Annotated in this window: 13 protein-coding genes and 2 pseudogenes; 12 read left to right on the forward strand and 3 right to left on the reverse strand. The window is 42.4% G+C overall.

The genetic code is table 11. From position 1 onward, the window contains the following. Window positions 1-135: 135 nt before the first annotated feature. From MHH26_RS03215 to MHH26_RS03225, 3 genes and pseudogenes are all read left to right on the forward strand, one after another. Window positions 136-1,227 (forward strand): annotated as a pseudogene (locus MHH26_RS03215) (phytoene desaturase family protein). Continuing rightward, a pseudogene (locus tag MHH26_RS03220) lies at window positions 1,224-2,662 on the forward strand (phytoene desaturase family protein). Before MHH26_RS03215 ends, MHH26_RS03220 begins: the two co-directional pseudogenes overlap by 4 nt. Next, complete coding sequence (locus MHH26_RS03225) at window positions 2,655-3,494, forward strand: phytoene/squalene synthase family protein (protein ID WP_106041529.1); 840 nt, start codon at window positions 2,655-2,657, stop codon at window positions 3,492-3,494. Before MHH26_RS03220 ends, MHH26_RS03225 begins: the two are co-directional and overlap by 8 nt. A 25-nt stretch (window positions 3,495-3,519) precedes the next feature. Here the strand turns inward: MHH26_RS03225 and MHH26_RS03230 are convergent, their stop codons facing one another. After that, the gene (locus MHH26_RS03230) at window positions 3,520-4,896 is read right to left on the reverse strand and encodes an MATE family efflux transporter (protein ID WP_340972308.1); all 1,377 of its coding nucleotides are present in this window, start codon (window positions 4,894-4,896) and stop codon (window positions 3,520-3,522) included. Window positions 4,897-5,009: 113 nt separating this feature from the next. On the opposite strand from MHH26_RS03230, the gene MHH26_RS03235 reads away from it, so the two are divergent. The 3 genes from MHH26_RS03235 to MHH26_RS03245 all read left to right on the forward strand — a co-directional run bounded on the left by MHH26_RS03235 (window position 5,010) and on the right by MHH26_RS03245 (window position 6,822). Further along, complete coding sequence (locus MHH26_RS03235; RefSeq protein ID WP_060595967.1) at window positions 5,010-5,876, forward strand: AraC family transcriptional regulator; 867 nt, start codon at window positions 5,010-5,012, stop codon at window positions 5,874-5,876. A 14-nt stretch (window positions 5,877-5,890) separates the two neighbouring features. Continuing rightward, window positions 5,891-6,448 (forward strand): GNAT family N-acetyltransferase, encoded by a 558-nt coding sequence (locus MHH26_RS03240; protein ID WP_340972311.1) that lies wholly within the window; start codon window positions 5,891-5,893, stop codon window positions 6,446-6,448. A gap of 113 nt (window positions 6,449-6,561) precedes the next feature. Then, on the forward strand, window positions 6,562-6,822 hold the full coding sequence (locus tag MHH26_RS03245) for a hypothetical protein (protein ID WP_081311424.1): 261 nt from the start codon (window positions 6,562-6,564) through the stop codon (window positions 6,820-6,822). On the opposite strand, the gene MHH26_RS03250 is transcribed toward MHH26_RS03245, so the two are convergent. After that, window positions 6,817-7,353 (reverse strand): serine O-acetyltransferase, encoded by a 537-nt coding sequence (locus tag MHH26_RS03250; RefSeq protein WP_340972313.1) that lies wholly within the window; start codon window positions 7,351-7,353, stop codon window positions 6,817-6,819. The two genes, MHH26_RS03245 and MHH26_RS03250, sit on opposite strands and share 6 nt — an antisense overlap. Window positions 7,354-7,739: 386 nt before the next feature. Between MHH26_RS03250 and MHH26_RS03255 the strand changes: the two genes are divergently transcribed. The 6 genes from MHH26_RS03255 to MHH26_RS03280 are packed head-to-tail and all read left to right on the forward strand — an operon-like array spanning window position 7,740 to window position 16,050. Then, window positions 7,740-9,086, forward strand: a complete 1,347-nt coding sequence (locus MHH26_RS03255; RefSeq protein WP_034663402.1) for an aspartate aminotransferase family protein — start codon at window positions 7,740-7,742, stop codon at window positions 9,084-9,086. Beyond that, window positions 9,073-10,569, forward strand: coding sequence for a pyridoxal phosphate-dependent decarboxylase family protein (locus MHH26_RS03260; protein ID WP_340972317.1), 1,497 nt, complete (start codon window positions 9,073-9,075; stop codon window positions 10,567-10,569). Before MHH26_RS03255 ends, MHH26_RS03260 begins: the two co-directional genes overlap by 14 nt. Next, entirely contained in the window at window positions 10,566-12,347 is a 1,782-nt protein-coding gene (locus tag MHH26_RS03265; protein WP_340972320.1) for an IucA/IucC family protein, read from the forward strand. The genes MHH26_RS03260 and MHH26_RS03265 overlap by 4 nt, the downstream gene beginning before the upstream one ends. Next, window positions 12,344-12,898, forward strand: coding sequence for a GNAT family N-acetyltransferase (locus MHH26_RS03270; RefSeq protein WP_034663394.1), 555 nt, complete (start codon window positions 12,344-12,346; stop codon window positions 12,896-12,898). The genes MHH26_RS03265 and MHH26_RS03270 overlap by 4 nt, the downstream gene beginning before the upstream one ends. Then, window positions 12,873-14,222: a lysine N(6)-hydroxylase/L-ornithine N(5)-oxygenase family protein gene (locus MHH26_RS03275; RefSeq protein WP_340972323.1), complete on the forward strand. Its 1,350-nt coding sequence runs from the start codon at window positions 12,873-12,875 to the stop codon at window positions 14,220-14,222. Before MHH26_RS03270 ends, MHH26_RS03275 begins: the two co-directional genes overlap by 26 nt. Before the next feature lie 13 nt (window positions 14,223-14,235). Continuing rightward, the gene (locus tag MHH26_RS03280; protein ID WP_340972326.1) at window positions 14,236-16,050 is read left to right on the forward strand and encodes an IucA/IucC family protein; all 1,815 of its coding nucleotides are present in this window, start codon (window positions 14,236-14,238) and stop codon (window positions 16,048-16,050) included. Window positions 16,051-16,093: 43 nt separating this feature from the next. Here MHH26_RS03280 and MHH26_RS03285 read toward each other — a convergent pair whose 3' ends face one another. Next, entirely contained in the window at window positions 16,094-16,951 is an 858-nt protein-coding gene (locus tag MHH26_RS03285) for a GNAT family N-acetyltransferase (RefSeq protein ID WP_334748580.1), read from the reverse strand. Window positions 16,952-17,013: the final 62 nt, after the last annotated feature.

The raw sequence follows: 17,013 nt of genomic DNA on the forward strand, positions 1-17,013 counted from the left end.
TTCTTACATTTGTTGAAGGGAAGCCGGCTTTTTTTAATACATAACAAGAGACGAATAGAGCACATCAAAAGTTGATCTAATCTTTCTAATTTGTATAATTAACTTAAAGTGAATTAATTTGGAGGAAAAAGGATAATGAAAATCATTGTGATCGGAGCAGGACCAGGGGGACTTGCGGTAGCTATGATGCTTCAAAGCAAAGGACATGATGTTCAGGTATACGAAAAACAGCCCTTTGTTGGCGGACGTAACTCTAAGTTTCAACTCGGTGATTTCACGTTAGATACGGGTCCTACCTTTCTCAGCATGATTCATATTGCAGAGGAGCTGTTCACCTTTGCTGGTAAAAATCTTTATGACTATATTGATGTGATCGAATTAAAAGAAATGTATAGATTGATTTTTCAAGACGATCAGCTAGATATGATTCGAGATCGTGATGAAATGTATAGACGGTTAGAAGCCTTTGCACCTGGTGAGGGCGAAGGGTATTTACGATTTATGAACGATACAAAGCGCAAAATGGAGACTTTGCACATGTGATGACAAAGCTTGTAGAGCCAGGACTTTTAAAGAAATATAGCGAGAAAAAATTAAAAAAGAAAAAATTCTCATGCTCCACCTTTATGCTTTATTTAGGATTAGATACCATGTATGAGGAGCCGCATCATACCATCGTATTTTCCGATGATTATGCTCAATTTGTTAAAGGCATAACGAAAACGTATGATCTGCCAGATGATCCTTCTATTTATATTCAAAATGCAAGTGTCACAGATGACTCGCTTGCGCCAAAAGGAAAGTCAGCTCTTTATGTGCTGGCACCTGTTGCCAACAATCAAAGCGGTATTGACTGGGAAGCGCATCAAGATGAATTTAGAGAACTTGTGCTGGACACACTTGAACGAAAAACCGGTTTTAAGAATGTGAGACAGCATATAGAAGTCGAAGGGATGATCACACCGAAGCAATGGGAGGAAGACCTTTACGTATACGAAGGAGCTACATTTAACCTTGGCCACCAGCTGACGCAGATGATGGTCCTAAGGCCGCACAATTGAATTTGATGAATTGGACCATTGCTGGCTCGTAGGAGGAGGGACGCACCCAGGAAGCGGGCTGCCGACCATTTTAGAATCAGCACGTATCACGACAAATGCGATTCATTCAAAAGAGAAACATACGCACAAAACATTGCCGCACCAAGAAAAGGGGAGCGCCTCATGAAAAAACATATATTGATTGCAGGTGGCGGGATTGGCGGGATGATCTCAGCACTTTATTTAAAAAAAGCTGGACATGATGTCACGCTTGTCGAAAAAAATGAGCGACTTGGCGGAAGACTTGCTTTTGTACGTGAGAAAGGATATAAAGTAGATGAAGGTCCGACCATTGTCCTACTTCCTGATATGTTAAAAGGTATTTTACATGAGGTTGGAATGGACGAAGCATCTCTTGATCTTTTGCAGCTTGATCCGCTGTATACGATTCAATATCAAGATGGAACCTTCTACACGAAGTACTCTGATGCATTTCGTCAGCTAGAGGAAATCAGACGTGTATTTCCAAAGGAAGATCAAGGATTTCTAAGGTTTATGGAAGAAATGACAGACCGTTTTCAAGAAGGGCAGCAAGCCTTTCTAGAGAAATCATTTCATGAAAAACGTACATTTTTTACAAAAGCAAACATGAAGATTTTAATGAAATTAAAGGCGTATCGAACGGTTCAAAGTGCTCTGAAAAAGTATTTCTCAGACGAACGCCTGCGAGATGCATACGCACTGCAAACCCTCTATGTCGGAGGGAACCCGTATGAAGCATCTGCTATTTATTCGCTCGTTTCATATAGTGAGCACGCACATGGAATCTACTATTTAAAAGGCGGCTATGCGAGCTTAGTAGATATACTAGAGAGGCAGCTCATAAAAATGGGTGTGCATATAAGAAAAAATGAAGAAGTCACGGAGCTAGAGTTTGAGGGAAAGCGCGTGGCGCATTTGTGATCAACGGAGATTATCCAGCTGCGTTAAAACAGCTTGGTTTAGACGAACAAGATCGGCGTAAATACGTGCCGTCTTCTGGCTGTGTGATGGTGTATCTAGGGTTAAACAAGATGTACCATGATGCGCCTGTTCACCAATTTTTTATGGGCGAACACTTTGATCAGCATATGAAAGAGGTTTTTCAAACGAAGACGATCGCTCAAGATCCGTCGTTTTATACGTTTAATCCATCGATTATTGATCCATCTCTTGCCCCGGAAGGCTGTAGTGTTTTATATATGCTGATTCCCGTTCCCTCAGGAGATCATATCAACTGGGAAGAGGAGACGGATTTTGTAGAGAAAATGGCCGATCGTCTTGAGAAAAGAGGCTTTCCAAGATTGCGAGAGTCGATTGTCTGGAAAAAAATCAGAACACCAAATGATTCCTTGCGAGAAGGATTGTTTGAAGGCGGCAGCTTTGGACTTGCGCCTAACTTGTTTCAATCAGGTGTCTTCCGCCCGCAAGTGAAGGTAGCTGAGACGGGCAATCTTTATGAGGTAGGTGCTTCCATCCATCCTGGCGGCGGGGTGCCGATCGTGATGCAAAGTGCGAAGCTGATGGCTTCTGTGCTGTTAAAAGATTTGAATGACAGAAAGGAAGTGAAACTAAGTGGTTGATGTACAAACAGCATTGAAATTGTGTGAGGAGACCATTCAAACCCATTCCAAAACGTTTTACCGTGCCTTTTCCATGCTGCCTAAAAAGAAAAGACAGGCCGTCTGGGCTGTGTATTCCTTTTGCCGGAGAGCAGATGATATTGTAGATGAGTCCCCCTCACCAAAAGAGGAGCTTGCCTCCTTTCGAGAGACGTTTGATCGATTTTTACATGGTGAGGTAGATCGGAATGATCCGATGTGGGTGGCGCTAGAACATACATTTCAAGAGTTTCGTATGGATGAAGCCCCGTTCCGTGACTTGCTCCAAGGTCAAGAGATGGATTTAGAGCAGCACCGGTATGAAACGTTAGATGAACTGCTCATCTATTCCTACCATGTGGCTAGTACCGTTGGGCTTATGCTGCTTCCCATTATTGCACCGCGTAAAAAAGAACAGCTGAAAGAAGCAGCCATTTCATTAGGGATTGGCTTGCAGCTGACCAACATCCTTCGTGACATCGGCGAGGATAAGGCTGAAAGAGACCGCATTTATTTGCCAAAGCAAGTCATGGATCAATTCGGATATACAGAGCAAGAATTGCAAGAAGGCATTGTCAATCAAGCATTTCAGCACGTATGGGAGTACATTGCTTTTGAGGCAGAGGCATACTACGAGGAGTTTTTTGACCATCTTCATGAATTCCCGCTTTATTCACGTATATCAGTGAAAGCAGCTGCTCACTTTTATAAAGCCATTTTAGATAAAACAAGAGAAAATGAATACCGCGTGTTTACACAGCGATTATTTATTTCAAATCAGGAAAAAGCACTTATTTTAGAAGATATTACGTAAAAAAGGACTGCACCCGCAGTCCTTTTTATGTGGAAGAAAAGCGATACTCTGTCCATACCCTTGAACGCCACCGCCTATACATAAAGATGCCTCTTACCCATTCATCCACGATAAAAGAAATCCAAACCCCAATGAGACCCATCTCAAGCTGAATGCCTAACAAGTAGGCGATCGGAAGCCCAATGCCCCACATTGAAATCATCGCCATATACACTGGAAACTTCGCGTCACCAGCAGCCCGCAAGGAATTAATAATGACCATATTAAAAGAACGGCCAGGTTCCAAAATAATTGTCAATAGGAGGAGTGTGGCGGCAATTTGGATAATCTCGCTGTTGCTAGTAAAGAAAGCAAGCAAATGCGTCGATGATAAAGATAAAGCAGTGGAAGAAAGAAGGGAGATGCCAATGGCCCAGTATAAGCTTTTCATGCATCTGTGATAGGCAGCATCGAATTCTTTCGCCCCAATATGGCGCCCGATTAAAATTTGTGTCCCTTGGCTAATGGCTGCACCAAACAGCATAATGAACATCATTAAATTTTGAGTATAGACCTTTGCTGCTAATGCCTGCGTCCCCATAAACGTAATAAACAGTGTAATGATCATTTGAGAGCCGTTATAAGAAAGCTGCTCTCCAGCAGAAGGAATCCCGATTTTCAGAAGCTTTTTTAAATGTGTCCGCTGTATGTGAAACATCTTCTTCAGTGAAAAGCGTAATCCAATTCGGCGGCGTACAATGAGGATCATTGCCATTAATCCGATCAACCGAGCAAGTGAGGTAGAAAAAGCGACCCCCATCACACCTAATACGGGGAAGCCAAACGGACCGAAAATGACCAGATAGTTACCGGCAACATTTAGCAAGTTCATTCCGATGGTGACATACATCGTATCTCTTGTATATCCGTAGCTTTTTAAAATAGCACTATACGTCATAATGAGCGCTTGAATAAAAGAAAGCAGTCCGACAATTTGTAAAAATACCGCCGCATCCGGCATGAGCTTACTTGATAGGCCCATCAGATGTAAAATGGGAACAGCTAATACAAACATGAGAAGACTAATGACAAAGCTAATCAAGAAGTTGGTTCCTAGTGAGACATAGGCGACTTGAGTCGCTTCCTGTCTGCGGCTTGCTCCTAAAAGCTGCGCAATCACAATCGTCGTTCCAGTTGTAATGAAACTGAACATGACAATCAATAAATTCAGGAGCTGGTTGCTTACACCAACTGCGGCAACACTATTATCGGAATATTGGCTGAGCATGAGGGTATCCGCGCTTCCCATGAGCATATATAAAGAGATTTCAATAAAAATAGGCCAAGTTAATGCAAATAATGAAGGATGGGTTTTCTTCCCCCTAGCTTGAATCTTTTGAATTGGCAGTGATTGAGGTTTCATCAATAAACCTCCTTTCGTATAAATCCGATTTATAGTGTACCTTGCATCGACTATAATAAGAAGAGATGAAACCGAAACTTATTGGAGAAATCCGACTTCATAAGGGGATGAATATGAATCGATTTATTACATTTACTGTACCGCCGTTCCCGGTTTATATTGCTTCAGGCAAAGGTGTATTTCATCAAGGAGAAAGACATATCTCTAGAACCTTCACTGTGTTTGATCTTCTTTATGTCACAAAGGGGGAACTATGGATCACAGAAGACAGAGAGGCTCATCACGTAAAAGAAGGAGAATATATCATTCTCTCACCTGGCTTGTCTCATGGGGGACACCTGCCATGCGAAGAAGAAACTCACTATGAGTGGCTGCATTTTTCAATTGATCCATTTGAGTTGACGAATCGGCTGAGAGAACACTGGTTTGATATGAAACAAAATCAAGCCACCTTTGAAAAGCCGGCAACATATGAATTTAGCCTGCCTCGTATAGGAAAAGTGAAAGGAAGAAATGTGTTCGAAAAACATCTTTCAGCAATGCGGGCACTAAATGATGACGCGTCTGAACTGCCGCTGAAAAAACAGCTTCAGTTTGAGGAAATGCTCATTCATTTACAAAAAGAAGCATTTCATATTCCAAGTGCAAAGGAGAATGTCGCCTCAGAAGTGGTTCATTATCTTGAGCGTCACTTTATGAAGAAACTGCAAATGGAGGAGCTTGCAGAGAAGCTGCATTATCATCCTGATTACATGACAAGGTGCATGCAGACTGTATATGGACTGACGCCAAACCAATACATCAATCGTCTCAAGGTCGAAAAAGCCAAAAGCATGCTTGCCTCAACGAATGATAAAATCGCAGCTATTGCTGATCACGTAGGCATTGACGACCCTACTTATTTTTCTAAACTGTTTCGGCAAAACGAAGGCATGACGCCTATCGAGTACCGTCATCTAGCAAAAAGAACGACAAAGTAAAGGAACGTGAACAGATGAAAAGGGAAAAGGAAGAGCATGTGAGCATACAAGCATTAAACGAAGCCGATTTAGAGCTGGTATGGCATTTAAAATTCAAAGCACCAGATCAGTCCTATCGAAAGTGGAATGCTCCATATTTTTATGAACACGAAATCCCGCTTGCTGCATTTAAAAAACGATACTTACAGGATACATCCATTCCGCCAAAGCTATATGGCATTGAAATAGACGGCGAAATCAAAGGCACCGTGTCATATTATTGGGAGAATGAACGTACACGGTGGCTTGAATGCGGCATTCTCATTTATGACTCGCGCTTTTGGAGCGGTGGCGTTGGGACAAAGGCGTTAAGTCTATGGACTGATGAGTTATTTGCCCATATTGATATCCCTCGAATTGGTCTTACCACATGGTCGGGAAATGCACGGATGATGCGGTGCGCAGAGAAATGCGGATTTGTCCTTGAGGGGAGACTGAGAAAGGTTCGTTACTATCAAGGAGAATATTATGATTCGATGCGCTATGGGATGCTGAGAGAGGAATGGAAAAGCCTCCCGCGACATGCTACTTAACAATGATGAATCATTTTAGGACAAAAGGATCGAATGTTTGAATAAACTGAAGAAGAAGGGGGGCTAAAAAGCATAATAGAGAACATGTAATTTACATAAGGAGGAGTTTGAACGTGAGAATTACGGGGTTATTCGTTTCACTTGCTGTTGCCATTTATTTATGGTTTGATGCGCCAAAGCATGATAAAGACAAATGGCTGTGGGCCATTTTAGGTGTCCTATTTAGTACCATCGTTCTCGGTATTTATTTGATCAAGACAGAGAGGAAGGGACTTGGCTGGACAATTCTCATTTTAACGATCTTGTTTTATCTCATGCTGCTCATCTCTGTTTTGATCGGTATCATTCTTTTTTATCAGGTGAGTCCTTCATGAAGAAGGGCTTTTTTCTTTTACCTTTTGCGCAGGCACACCTGCAATAACAATCTTCTCCTCGTGAAAAGAACGGTTTACCACAGCATTTGCTCCGATTGAAATATGATTTGCAATATAGATGTCCCCAAACAGCTTAGCACCAGGGCCAATCCATACATGATCCCCAATGGTTGGCACATCCTTTTCATAATGGTTCTGACCAATATTCACCCCTTGATGAATATCACAAAATGCCCCAATTTTTGCATGCTTGTTCACAATTAAGAGACCCGTATGATTGATTCTAAGGCCAGGGCCGAAGACACCAATCGGAATATCAAAGCCAAGCTGCATGCCTTTCTTTTTATGTAAATAGCGATAAAACCATTTGCGAAGTGTAGCGCCGCTATTAGAAAAGTATTCATATTTTCGTAAAATCCTTTGATATTTCCATATATCATCCCCAAACCACTTAGGTCTTTTGCGCTTAATGGCTAATGCTTTCTTATCCTGTGCCAAGTAGTGGTGAAGATCGTGCTTCGTTAAAATCATCAGATCCCTCTCCATTCCCTTTTGTTTCAGAGAAATTATACCATTATAACCATTTATATCAATATAGAAAGGCGTTTATTTCTTTCTTTTTCTACATCACTTTCATCCAGTGTCCTGTATAAAATAAGAGCTTCGTCATGAGTAGAACAAAAGAACCAGGAAGAATGATTTGTAATTTTTTTCTACATCATTCCGTCTCATCCGTTTGATCTCCTTATGGCAGTAGAGGTTTGTAAAAATTACACGAAAATACTCGCTAAAAAGAGAATATAGCATTCATATGCTTTTCGAATCATCTTTTTGAATACAATTGACTTTCATATCTCACATCCTCTAGGCTAGTAAATGAAAATGATAATCTTTATCAATTGGAGGAGTGTTTTATTATGTCCATCAAAACCGTTTCTAAAAATCAGCAATTTTTAGAGCAGCAAAGTCAAAGAGAATCTAATGCAAGGTCTTACCCGAGACGGTTCCCATTAGCCATGCAAAAAGCCGAGGGTATGATCGTGACAGATGCGGATGGCAGAGAGTTTTATGACTGCCTGGCAGGCGCAGGAACACTTGCACTTGGTCACAATCATCCAGTTGTTATAGAAGCTATTGAACGTATGCTTCATGAAAAAAGACCGTTGCATACGCTGGACATAACCTCAGAAATTAAAGAAGAATTTGTGAATGAAATTTTTTCTCACTTGCCAGAAGAGTTTGCAAAAAGAGCCAAAATTCAATTTTGTGGGCCAACTGGTGGTGACGCCATAGAAGCAGCTATTAAATTAGTCAAGACAGCGACAGGTAATCGTTCTATTCTTTCATTCCACGGTGCGTATCACGGTGCGACACATGGCACGATGTCATTAAGCGGGAATTTATCTCCAAAGGAAAGAGTGCAAGGGTTAATACCTGATGTTCATTTTATGCCTTACCCATATGAATATCGCTGCCCATTTGGAATTGGAGGGAAGGATTCGCACCGCATTTCAAGTTCGTATATTGAGCGCGTATTAAATGATCCTGAAAGTGGTATTCTTCCGCCAGCAGGTATGATCTTTGAAGCAGTGCAGGGCGAGGGAGGCTCCATTCCAGCATCTATTGAATGGATGAAGGAAATGAGAAGAATCACAAAAGAAAAAGGGATTCCGCTCATTATTGATGAGGTTCAATCAGGCATCGGCCGAACAGGTAAGATGTTTGCCTTTGAACATGCAGGAATTGTACCTGACGTCATTGTGCTGTCAAAAGCCATTGGTGGAAGCCTGCCGCTTTCAGTTGTGATTTATGATAAAGATTTAGATCAATGGAATCCAGGTGCACACATCGGGACATTTAGAGGGAATCAAATGGCGATGGCTGCAGGAACCGCTACGCTTAAATTTATAAAAGAAACCAACCTGCTTGATCATGTAGAACAGTTAGGAAATCGTATGCAGGCTCACCTTAAAGACATCCAAAAACAAGTACCTGCTCTCGGTGATGTTCGAGGAAGAGGTTTAATGATTGGCGTTGAAGTAGTCAATCCAAATGAGAAACAGGATGTGGACGGAAGCTATCCAGCGAATCCAGAGCTGGCCAGTCTTATTCAAAAGAATTGCTTCGATAAAGGCTTAATTGTGGAGACAGGAGGCCGTTTCGGAAGTGTGATTCGTTTCCTGCCGCCACTCATTATGACAGAAGAACAGCTTGAAAAAGTCATCGCTATTTTTAAAGAGGCCGTGTACGATGCAATCAACTAAAGCTTCTGTAGATTCATTATTTATGAATCAAAGCCAGCTTGGAAGAGAGTCCTTCCAAGCGGCTCTTCATACATCTATCGACAGCTTACTGGAGCAGTGGCAAAAAGACACAGGACCATACAGCGGAATATTGCCTGGGAAATTAGCGGCTAGTGTCGAATCGTTATTCCGATTTCAACCGTCTGGAGAATCAATTGAATCTGTCTTTCAAGATATAAAAGAACATCTTTTGCCGCATTTGATTGATGTATCGCATCCTAAATGCTTGGCACATCTGCATTGTCCTCCGCTCATTCCTGCACTTGCCGCAGAGGTGATAGTGAGTTCCTTTAACCAATCAATGGATTCCTTTGATCAAAGCGGTATTGCTTCTTTGGTTGAGGAGGAAATCCTCAAGTGGCTATGTGCAAAGTTTTCTTATGGCGGCTTAGCAAATGGGACATTTACAAGCGGTGGAACCCAATCTAACTATATGGGGCTGCTTCTGGCGAGAGATGCCTTTTGTGAAAACACATGGCAGTGGAATGTTCAGCAGAAAGGCTTACCAAGTGAAGCTCACCGCATGAGAATTCTTTGCTCTAAAAATGCTCATTTTACGGTGAAAAAATCTGCATCCCAGCTCGGTTTAGGGGAGCAGGCTGTTGTACTGGTCGAGACGGATGAGCATCACCGAATGGACCTCAATGATTTGAAGAAGAAGATGGTTGAATTAAAGGATCAGAACCTGCTTCCTTTTGCGGTAGTAGCGACTTGCGGGACAACTGATTTTGGAAGTATTGACCCGGTTCGAGATGTGTATGACATCGTCAAACCAGACGGTCTGTGGATTCACGCAGATGCTGCCTACGGCGGAGCACTTGTATTAAGCAAAACCTACCGAAGTAAATTAGCCGGTATGGAGCTTGCTGATTCAATCACGATCGACTTTCATAAGCAATTTTATCAGCCGATTTCCTGCGGGGCATTTTTGCTGAAGGATAAAAGACATTTTGGTTTGATCGATTATCATGCAGATTATCTTAATCCAAAGGAAGATGAACTAGATGGTATTCTACATCTCGTCAATAAATCTATCCAAACGACGCGCCGGTTTGATGCTCTGAAGTTACTTCTCTCTCTTCGTCTAATTGGAGAAGAAGGATTTGGTGACATCATTGACCATACCATTCATTTTGCGAAGGATGTGGCCGCGCTTATTGAGAGAAATGATCACCTTGAAGTAATCAATCCTGAGCCAGAAATCAATGCGATTGTGTTCCGATTTAAGGATGAGCACCGAACAGATGACATCAATAAAATCATTCATCGGACATTGTTCAAAACGGGAACTGCTGTCATTGCGAAAACAGTGGTTGATGGCCGAACATGCTTAAAATTCACTTTGTTAAATCCGAGAACGACAATCACACATATTGAGGAAATCCTTTCTGACATCGTTGATATCGGGATCGCTCATATTCAATCCGGGAGGGTACTACGTTGAGTCAATATAAACAAATGGCTGAAAATGCAACTATGCAAAGCTTTTTAAACTGTTTTTTACGTGAAACAGGAATCGATCGATCTGCAAAAAAAGAGACGAGAGCAGATGGCTCGCTTGTATTCATCGCAAAACTAGCAAAGCAAAATCTAGAGCTTGTGATTCCGATCCGATATGTTTCATCTGTTGGCCGCCATCTCTTTGATTTTCCGATTCGCTTCCGTCCGCAAGGCAGTGAACAAGAGGGCGCAATCGCCGATTACACGACACTTGTTGCTCTATGTTCAAAGGAGCTTCTCATTGAATATGGCCGCACAGATGCAGAGGATGAATTCATGCTTCGCATCATTTTAAGCTGCCGAAATATTGAACGATTCTTAAAGGAGCGAGAAAGTGATCGAGCAGCTCTTTCCGAGGCCGATTTTGAGTATATCGAGGCTGAGCAGTCACTTCTTCTTGGACATTTAACGCATCCCACTCCAAAAAGCAGACAAGGGATGACGGAGGAGGAAGAATCGGTCTATTCTCCTGAGCTGAAAGGGGCTTTCCAGCTTCATTACTTTAAAGCGCACCATTCGATTGTGCTTCAGGATTCGTCTATTGCACAGTCTGCGGCAAGCCTCATGTTAGAAGAGCTCTTGCGCCAGGTACCAGAAGAAACAGAGAGACTGAATACGTTAACAGAAAACGGAGAATATGTGCTCATTCCGATTCACCCGCTGCAAGTCAAAGTGGTCATGGAGAAAGCGTTCGTCCAGCGTTATATAGAGGAAGGGAAACTGACTTATTTAGGACCGCTGGGGTCTGAATACACAGCGACCTCATCCTTTAGAACTGTCTATCAAAAAGATTCTGCTTACATGCTCAAATTCTCTGTTCCTGTGAAAATTACAAACTCCTTACGTGTCAATAAACAAAAGGAACTGGATCGCGGAGTTGAGATGTCTCGCATTTTAAAAACAGAATTAGGCATTTCTTTATACGATAAATTCTCTGGATTCCGGGTCATTGAAGATCCTGCCTATTTATCCATTCAAGGAGAAGAGGCGGAATCTGGCTTTGAAGTAGTCATTCGTCAAAATCCATTTTTGCATCGTGAAAAAGGGGCAAGCTTAATTGCTGGATTATGTCAGGATCATGCGTATGGTGGAAAATCGCGATTAGCAGGGATCATTCATGACCTTGCAGACGCAGAAGGCCGATCAACAGATGCTGTGAGCCAAGATTGGTTTAAGCAATATTTAACCATTTCGTTAGAACCGATGCTCTGGCTGTTTGAAACATATGGTCTTGCACTGGAAGCCCATCAGCAAAATGCTGTTGTGCAAATGAAGGCTGGTTACCCGGACACCTTCTATTATCGTGACAACCAAGGCTACTATTATAGTGAATCGAAAAAGGATAAACTCGCAAACCTTGTCCAAAACTTGAGCGTGAGAAGTGAAACCATTTGTGCAGATGATGTAGCCGTTGAGAGACTGCGTTATTATTTCTTCTTTAATCATTTATTTGGTCTCATTAACGGCTTTGGCACAGAAGGACTGGCAAAGGAAGAAGACTTGCTGGCACTCGTGAGAGACACATTGCTCGCTCATGAGGAAACATACGGGGCATCTGAACTGACAAACAGCCTTCTCCGCTCAAAGGAACTGCCTTCAAAAGCGAATTTGCTGACACGGTTTGAAGATATGGATGAGCTGACAGGATCTCTGGAAACACAGTCTCGTTACACAGCTGTCTTGAATCCGCTCTTTTTACATAAGGAGGCGCTGATTGGATGAGGCATCGTATTAGGTTTATTCGCGCTGAATATGAAAGGGATGTCCGTCTTGTCCACAAGTGGATGCAAGAAGAGTATGTTCACCCATTTTGGCATTTGAATATTCCGTTTCCTGCTTTTGAAAAGCATTTTTATCAGGCGATTCATGATCCACATCAAACCCTTTATTTAGGAACAATTGATGGGACGCCAATGAGTTATTTTGAGGCATACAACGTCAAAGGTGACATTATTGAATCCTACTATCAGCCTTCTCCGCATGATCAAGGAATCCATCTATTAATAGGGGAGCCAGATTATGTGGGAAAAGGATTTGCGGCCCCGCTGCTTCAGGCAATGACAGCCTTTCAATTTGAGCAGAACAAACGAACAGAAAAAATCGTCGCTGAGCCGGATATTCGCAATGAAAAAATGATCCATGTATTTGAAAAATGCGGATTTGAACGTGTAAAACCAGTCAATTTACCCGATAAAACAGGTCTTTTGATGTTTTGTGATCGAGAACGATTCGAAAGGAAGTATAACCATGACGCGGTTCAACAAGCAAAATAATGTAGTGGATGTAATTGGAATCGGCATTGGTCCGTTTAACCTGGGACTTGCCGCATTATCTGAAGAGGTAAATGAAATCGACGCTTTGTTTTTTGAAAGAAGTGAAGCCTTTCATTGGCACCCAGGTATGCTCATTGAAGGGACGACACTGCAAGTCCCCTTTTTAGCGGACCTTGTCAGCATGGCAGATGTGAAAAGCAAATATAGCTTTCTTAACTATTTGCAGGAGCAAAACCGTTTGTATTCATTTTACTTTCTAGAGGATTTTCATATCCCGCGCAAGGAATATAGTCATTATTGCCGCTGGGTCGCAGATCAGTTAGACTCTTGCCGATTTGGCATGAACGTCGAATCTGTCTCATTGATTGAGAAAGCAGGAGAAAAGCGATATGAAGTGCATGTTCGTCATGTGAAAGACCAAACGGTAGAGGTGTTTGAAAGTAAGCATCTCGTCTTAGGAATTGGTACACAGCCGGCGATACCAGCATCGCTCCAGCCAGCTTTAGGAGAGAAAGTTTTTCACTCTGCTGACTATTTAAAACGAAAGAAAGAAGGCTGTTTCAAAGGGAAATCTGTGACAGTTATCGGCTCTGGCCAAAGTGCGGCAGAAGTGTTTTATGATATTTTATCAGATGATGAGGCAAAGGATATTCACTGGTTCACACGCTCTAAAGGATTTTTTCCAATGGAATATTCAAACCTTGGTCTTGAATATTTCTCTCCAGATTATATTGATTTCTTTTATGAGCTTCCGCAAACAAAAAAGGATGCTTTGTTAAAGCAGCAAGACTTGCTGTATAAAGGCATCAGCTCTGCAATGATCCGTGATATTTACCATTTGCTTTATGAACGTTCTGCCTGCGGAGAGCAGTTGAACACAGTGCTTCAAGCGATGACAGAGGTCAACTTGATTGAGGAAACAGCGGACGGCTTGTCCCTTTCATGCATGCAATGGGTCAAAGAGGACACCTTTACCCATGAGACCGATATTGTTGTGCTGGCGACTGGCTATCAATCGGTACTGCCGCCGTTTATCAACCCAATTTCTCATCACATTCAATGGGACGATCAAGGACGGTTCCAGGTCGAACGTGAATATCGCTTGAAAACTAATACAATGGGTGAAAATGATATTTTTGTGCAAAATGCTGAGCTTCATACACATGGGGTCGGAGCTCCGGATTTAGGGCTTGGCGCTTACCGAAACAGTGTGATTATCAATGAACTTGCTCGTCAAACCGTGTATCCACTTTATCAAAAGCACGTCTTCCAGACATTTGGTACACACAAGAACGTCAACACATTTGAAGAAATCAAAGGTTAAGGAGGATGAAGCGATGAGTGTACAAGATGAATTGAAAAAAGCGGTGAATCCTGCTGCTTGGAAAAAGGCAAACCAGCGAATGGTGGCAAAAATGCTGTCTGAATACATGTATGAGGACATGCTTCATCCCGTGCAGCTAGATCGTAAGGATGGCATCGCTCAGTATGAATTAATCATTCACGAACATAAGAAATATCGCTATCTCGCAAAACCTCGTTTGTTTGATAGTTTTGATACAATCGCTGAATCAATCGAGTGTTATCAAGACGGAAAATGGTCAAAGGATGTCAGTGCGATTGTGTTTTTACTAGACATTCAGCCGCTCATTCCAATGTCTTCTGATACAACAGGCCATCTTATCAAAGAGCTTCATCATACCCTGTTAGCAGATGTACATTTGCTGTCGAAAAAAGCACTTCGTGCGGATGAACTGACAGATACAGATTACGCGTGGATTGAAGGAGAAATGACAGGCCATCCTTGGATTGTGTACAACAAAGGACGCATTGGGTTCAGTTACGATGACTACCTAGCCTATGCACCTGAAAGGCAAGAAAGTGTGCAGCTGTCTTGGATTGCTGTTCACCGGGACCTTGCGACATTCCATGCGGTCGATCATGAAAATTATGAGCAGGTGATCGCCAAAGAATTAGATGAAGTCACGATCCGTCAATTTCACCGCGTGTTAAAGGATGAAGGATTGAATGCAGCTGATTATTATTTGATGCCTGTTCATAAGTGGCAGTGGACGCATATGATTATTCAGCATTTCCCGGAAGATTTGGCCTTGCGCCGGATTGTGTATGTAGGAGAGGGACTGGATCAATATATCCCGCAGCAGTCCATCAGAACCTTTACAAACATCTCAAATAAAGGCAAGCATCATATTAAACTGCCAATGAGTATTTTAAATACACTCGTGTACCGGGGACTTCCGTCAGAACGGACAGTCATTGCCCCTCGTATTACAGCGCATATTAAAGGGATTGCGGATCAAGACTCATTTTTATCGGATGTCTGCCGCGTGATTTTACCTGGTGAGAACGCAAGTATCAATGTCGATCATCCTTACTACAGCAAACTGCCTGGTGCGCCGTATCAATATCTTGAGATGCTCGGTGTGATTTTTAGAGAAAGCATTTACACGTATTTAGATGAAGGAGAGAGCCCTGTTACACTTGCAGCACTCACTTATGAGGATCATGAAGGTGAGCCATATGTGAAACAGCTGATTGAAAAATCTGGTCTCTCAGCAAAGGAATGGATGGAGAAATTTTTCCATGTGGTAATGCCGCCGCTGCTGCACTTTATGTATCAATATGGCACCGTCTTTTCACCACACGGGCAAAATACGATTCTTGTGTTAAAAGATCATCAGCCGCATCGTTTGGCGATCAAAGATTTCGTTGATGATGTGAATATTAGTGATCAGCCGCTGCCTGAATTGGCTTCACTAGGAGAAGATTTAAAAGAAGTGCTGCGGAGTGAACCGCCGGAAGGGTTAGTGCAGTTTATCTTTACAGGGCTGTTTATTTGTAACCTGCGTTACGTTTCAAACGTGTTAGACAATCATCAGCTGTTAGATGAAACGACACTTTGGCGCTTGCTTGCAGAAGAAATTCAGCATTATCAAAAACAATTCCCGCAGCTGAAGGACCGTTTTGAACTATTTGATTTATTCCAGCCGAAGCTGACAAAGCTGTGCTTAAATCGTAATCGAATGATTGATTATGGGTACGGAGATGGAGATGACCGCCCGCATGCGTCAGAGCATGGGAAGGTCAAAAATGCACTCGCTCATGTTCTTTCGTCCGCCTGTGAGAAGTAATAGAAAAGCTGTAGACATCAACTGTCTACAGCTTTTTATTTTTTTACGAAAATGCTTGAGAGGCAAGGAAATAAAGAAGTGCGGGATCATTCTGCTTTTCTTTTCCGCGAATCATCATAAAATGCGCTTTGTTTGTTTTCGTAAAACCTGCTTCAACAAGTGTTGCGTGCAGGCGCTCAGCTGTTTCCTCCTGCATATCTAAACGAATCGCACCCGAATAAGACGAGATGAGCGAATGGATGAGCGAAAGAGCTGTAAGTTCATCATTTGCTGTAAGCGGTCCAATCATTAAATTGGCAGGCGTTTCAACGCCAAATGCAAAGCCAGTTGTTTCGTGATGTTCATTCTTTGCAATGATACGCCGTGCTGCCCGGTTCATCCGGTTTTTTAAAAAGCTTGATCGATTTGTACCTGCGCCTTTTTCATCAAGTGCTTCAATGGACGGAAGGTGCGTTTCATCGGCAGGAGACAGGTGAATGTCATCTGACACACGAAGAGCCTCTGGGTTCGGTTTTTGCGCTTTGTAAGTATGAATGTAACCAGCCGTGTGAAACCCGATTTTTTCGTAAACAGGCCGCCCTTGGACAGTAGCGGTTAAAACGACAGGAATGCTTTGATCGCATTGATCTAGCAGGGTATCAATCATTTTCCTTGCAAGACCTAAGCCGCGATGTGTCTCAGATACAATGACGGCACCAATTGACGCCACTTGATCATATTGGAAAAGTCCTGCACATGAGATGACTTGTCCGTCCGTTGTTGAAAAACCTGTGAAATATCCATTTGTTAAAAGAGATGTGAGTTCTTCCGCATTGTAATCAGGCCATTCTACTTCTTGGGACAATGCGATGAGATCTGGTATGTCATCAATTGTTAATGCTCGTTGAACAACGTTTGTCATGACACGCAACTCCTTCTTAGCTGAATTCATCTATATGTATCGTACCATAAGAAGCATAGTGT

Origin of the sequence: Bacillus sp. FSL K6-2839 (assembly GCF_038003365.1) — a bacterium.
Lineage (GTDB): Bacteria > Bacillota > Bacilli > Bacillales > Bacillaceae > Bacillus.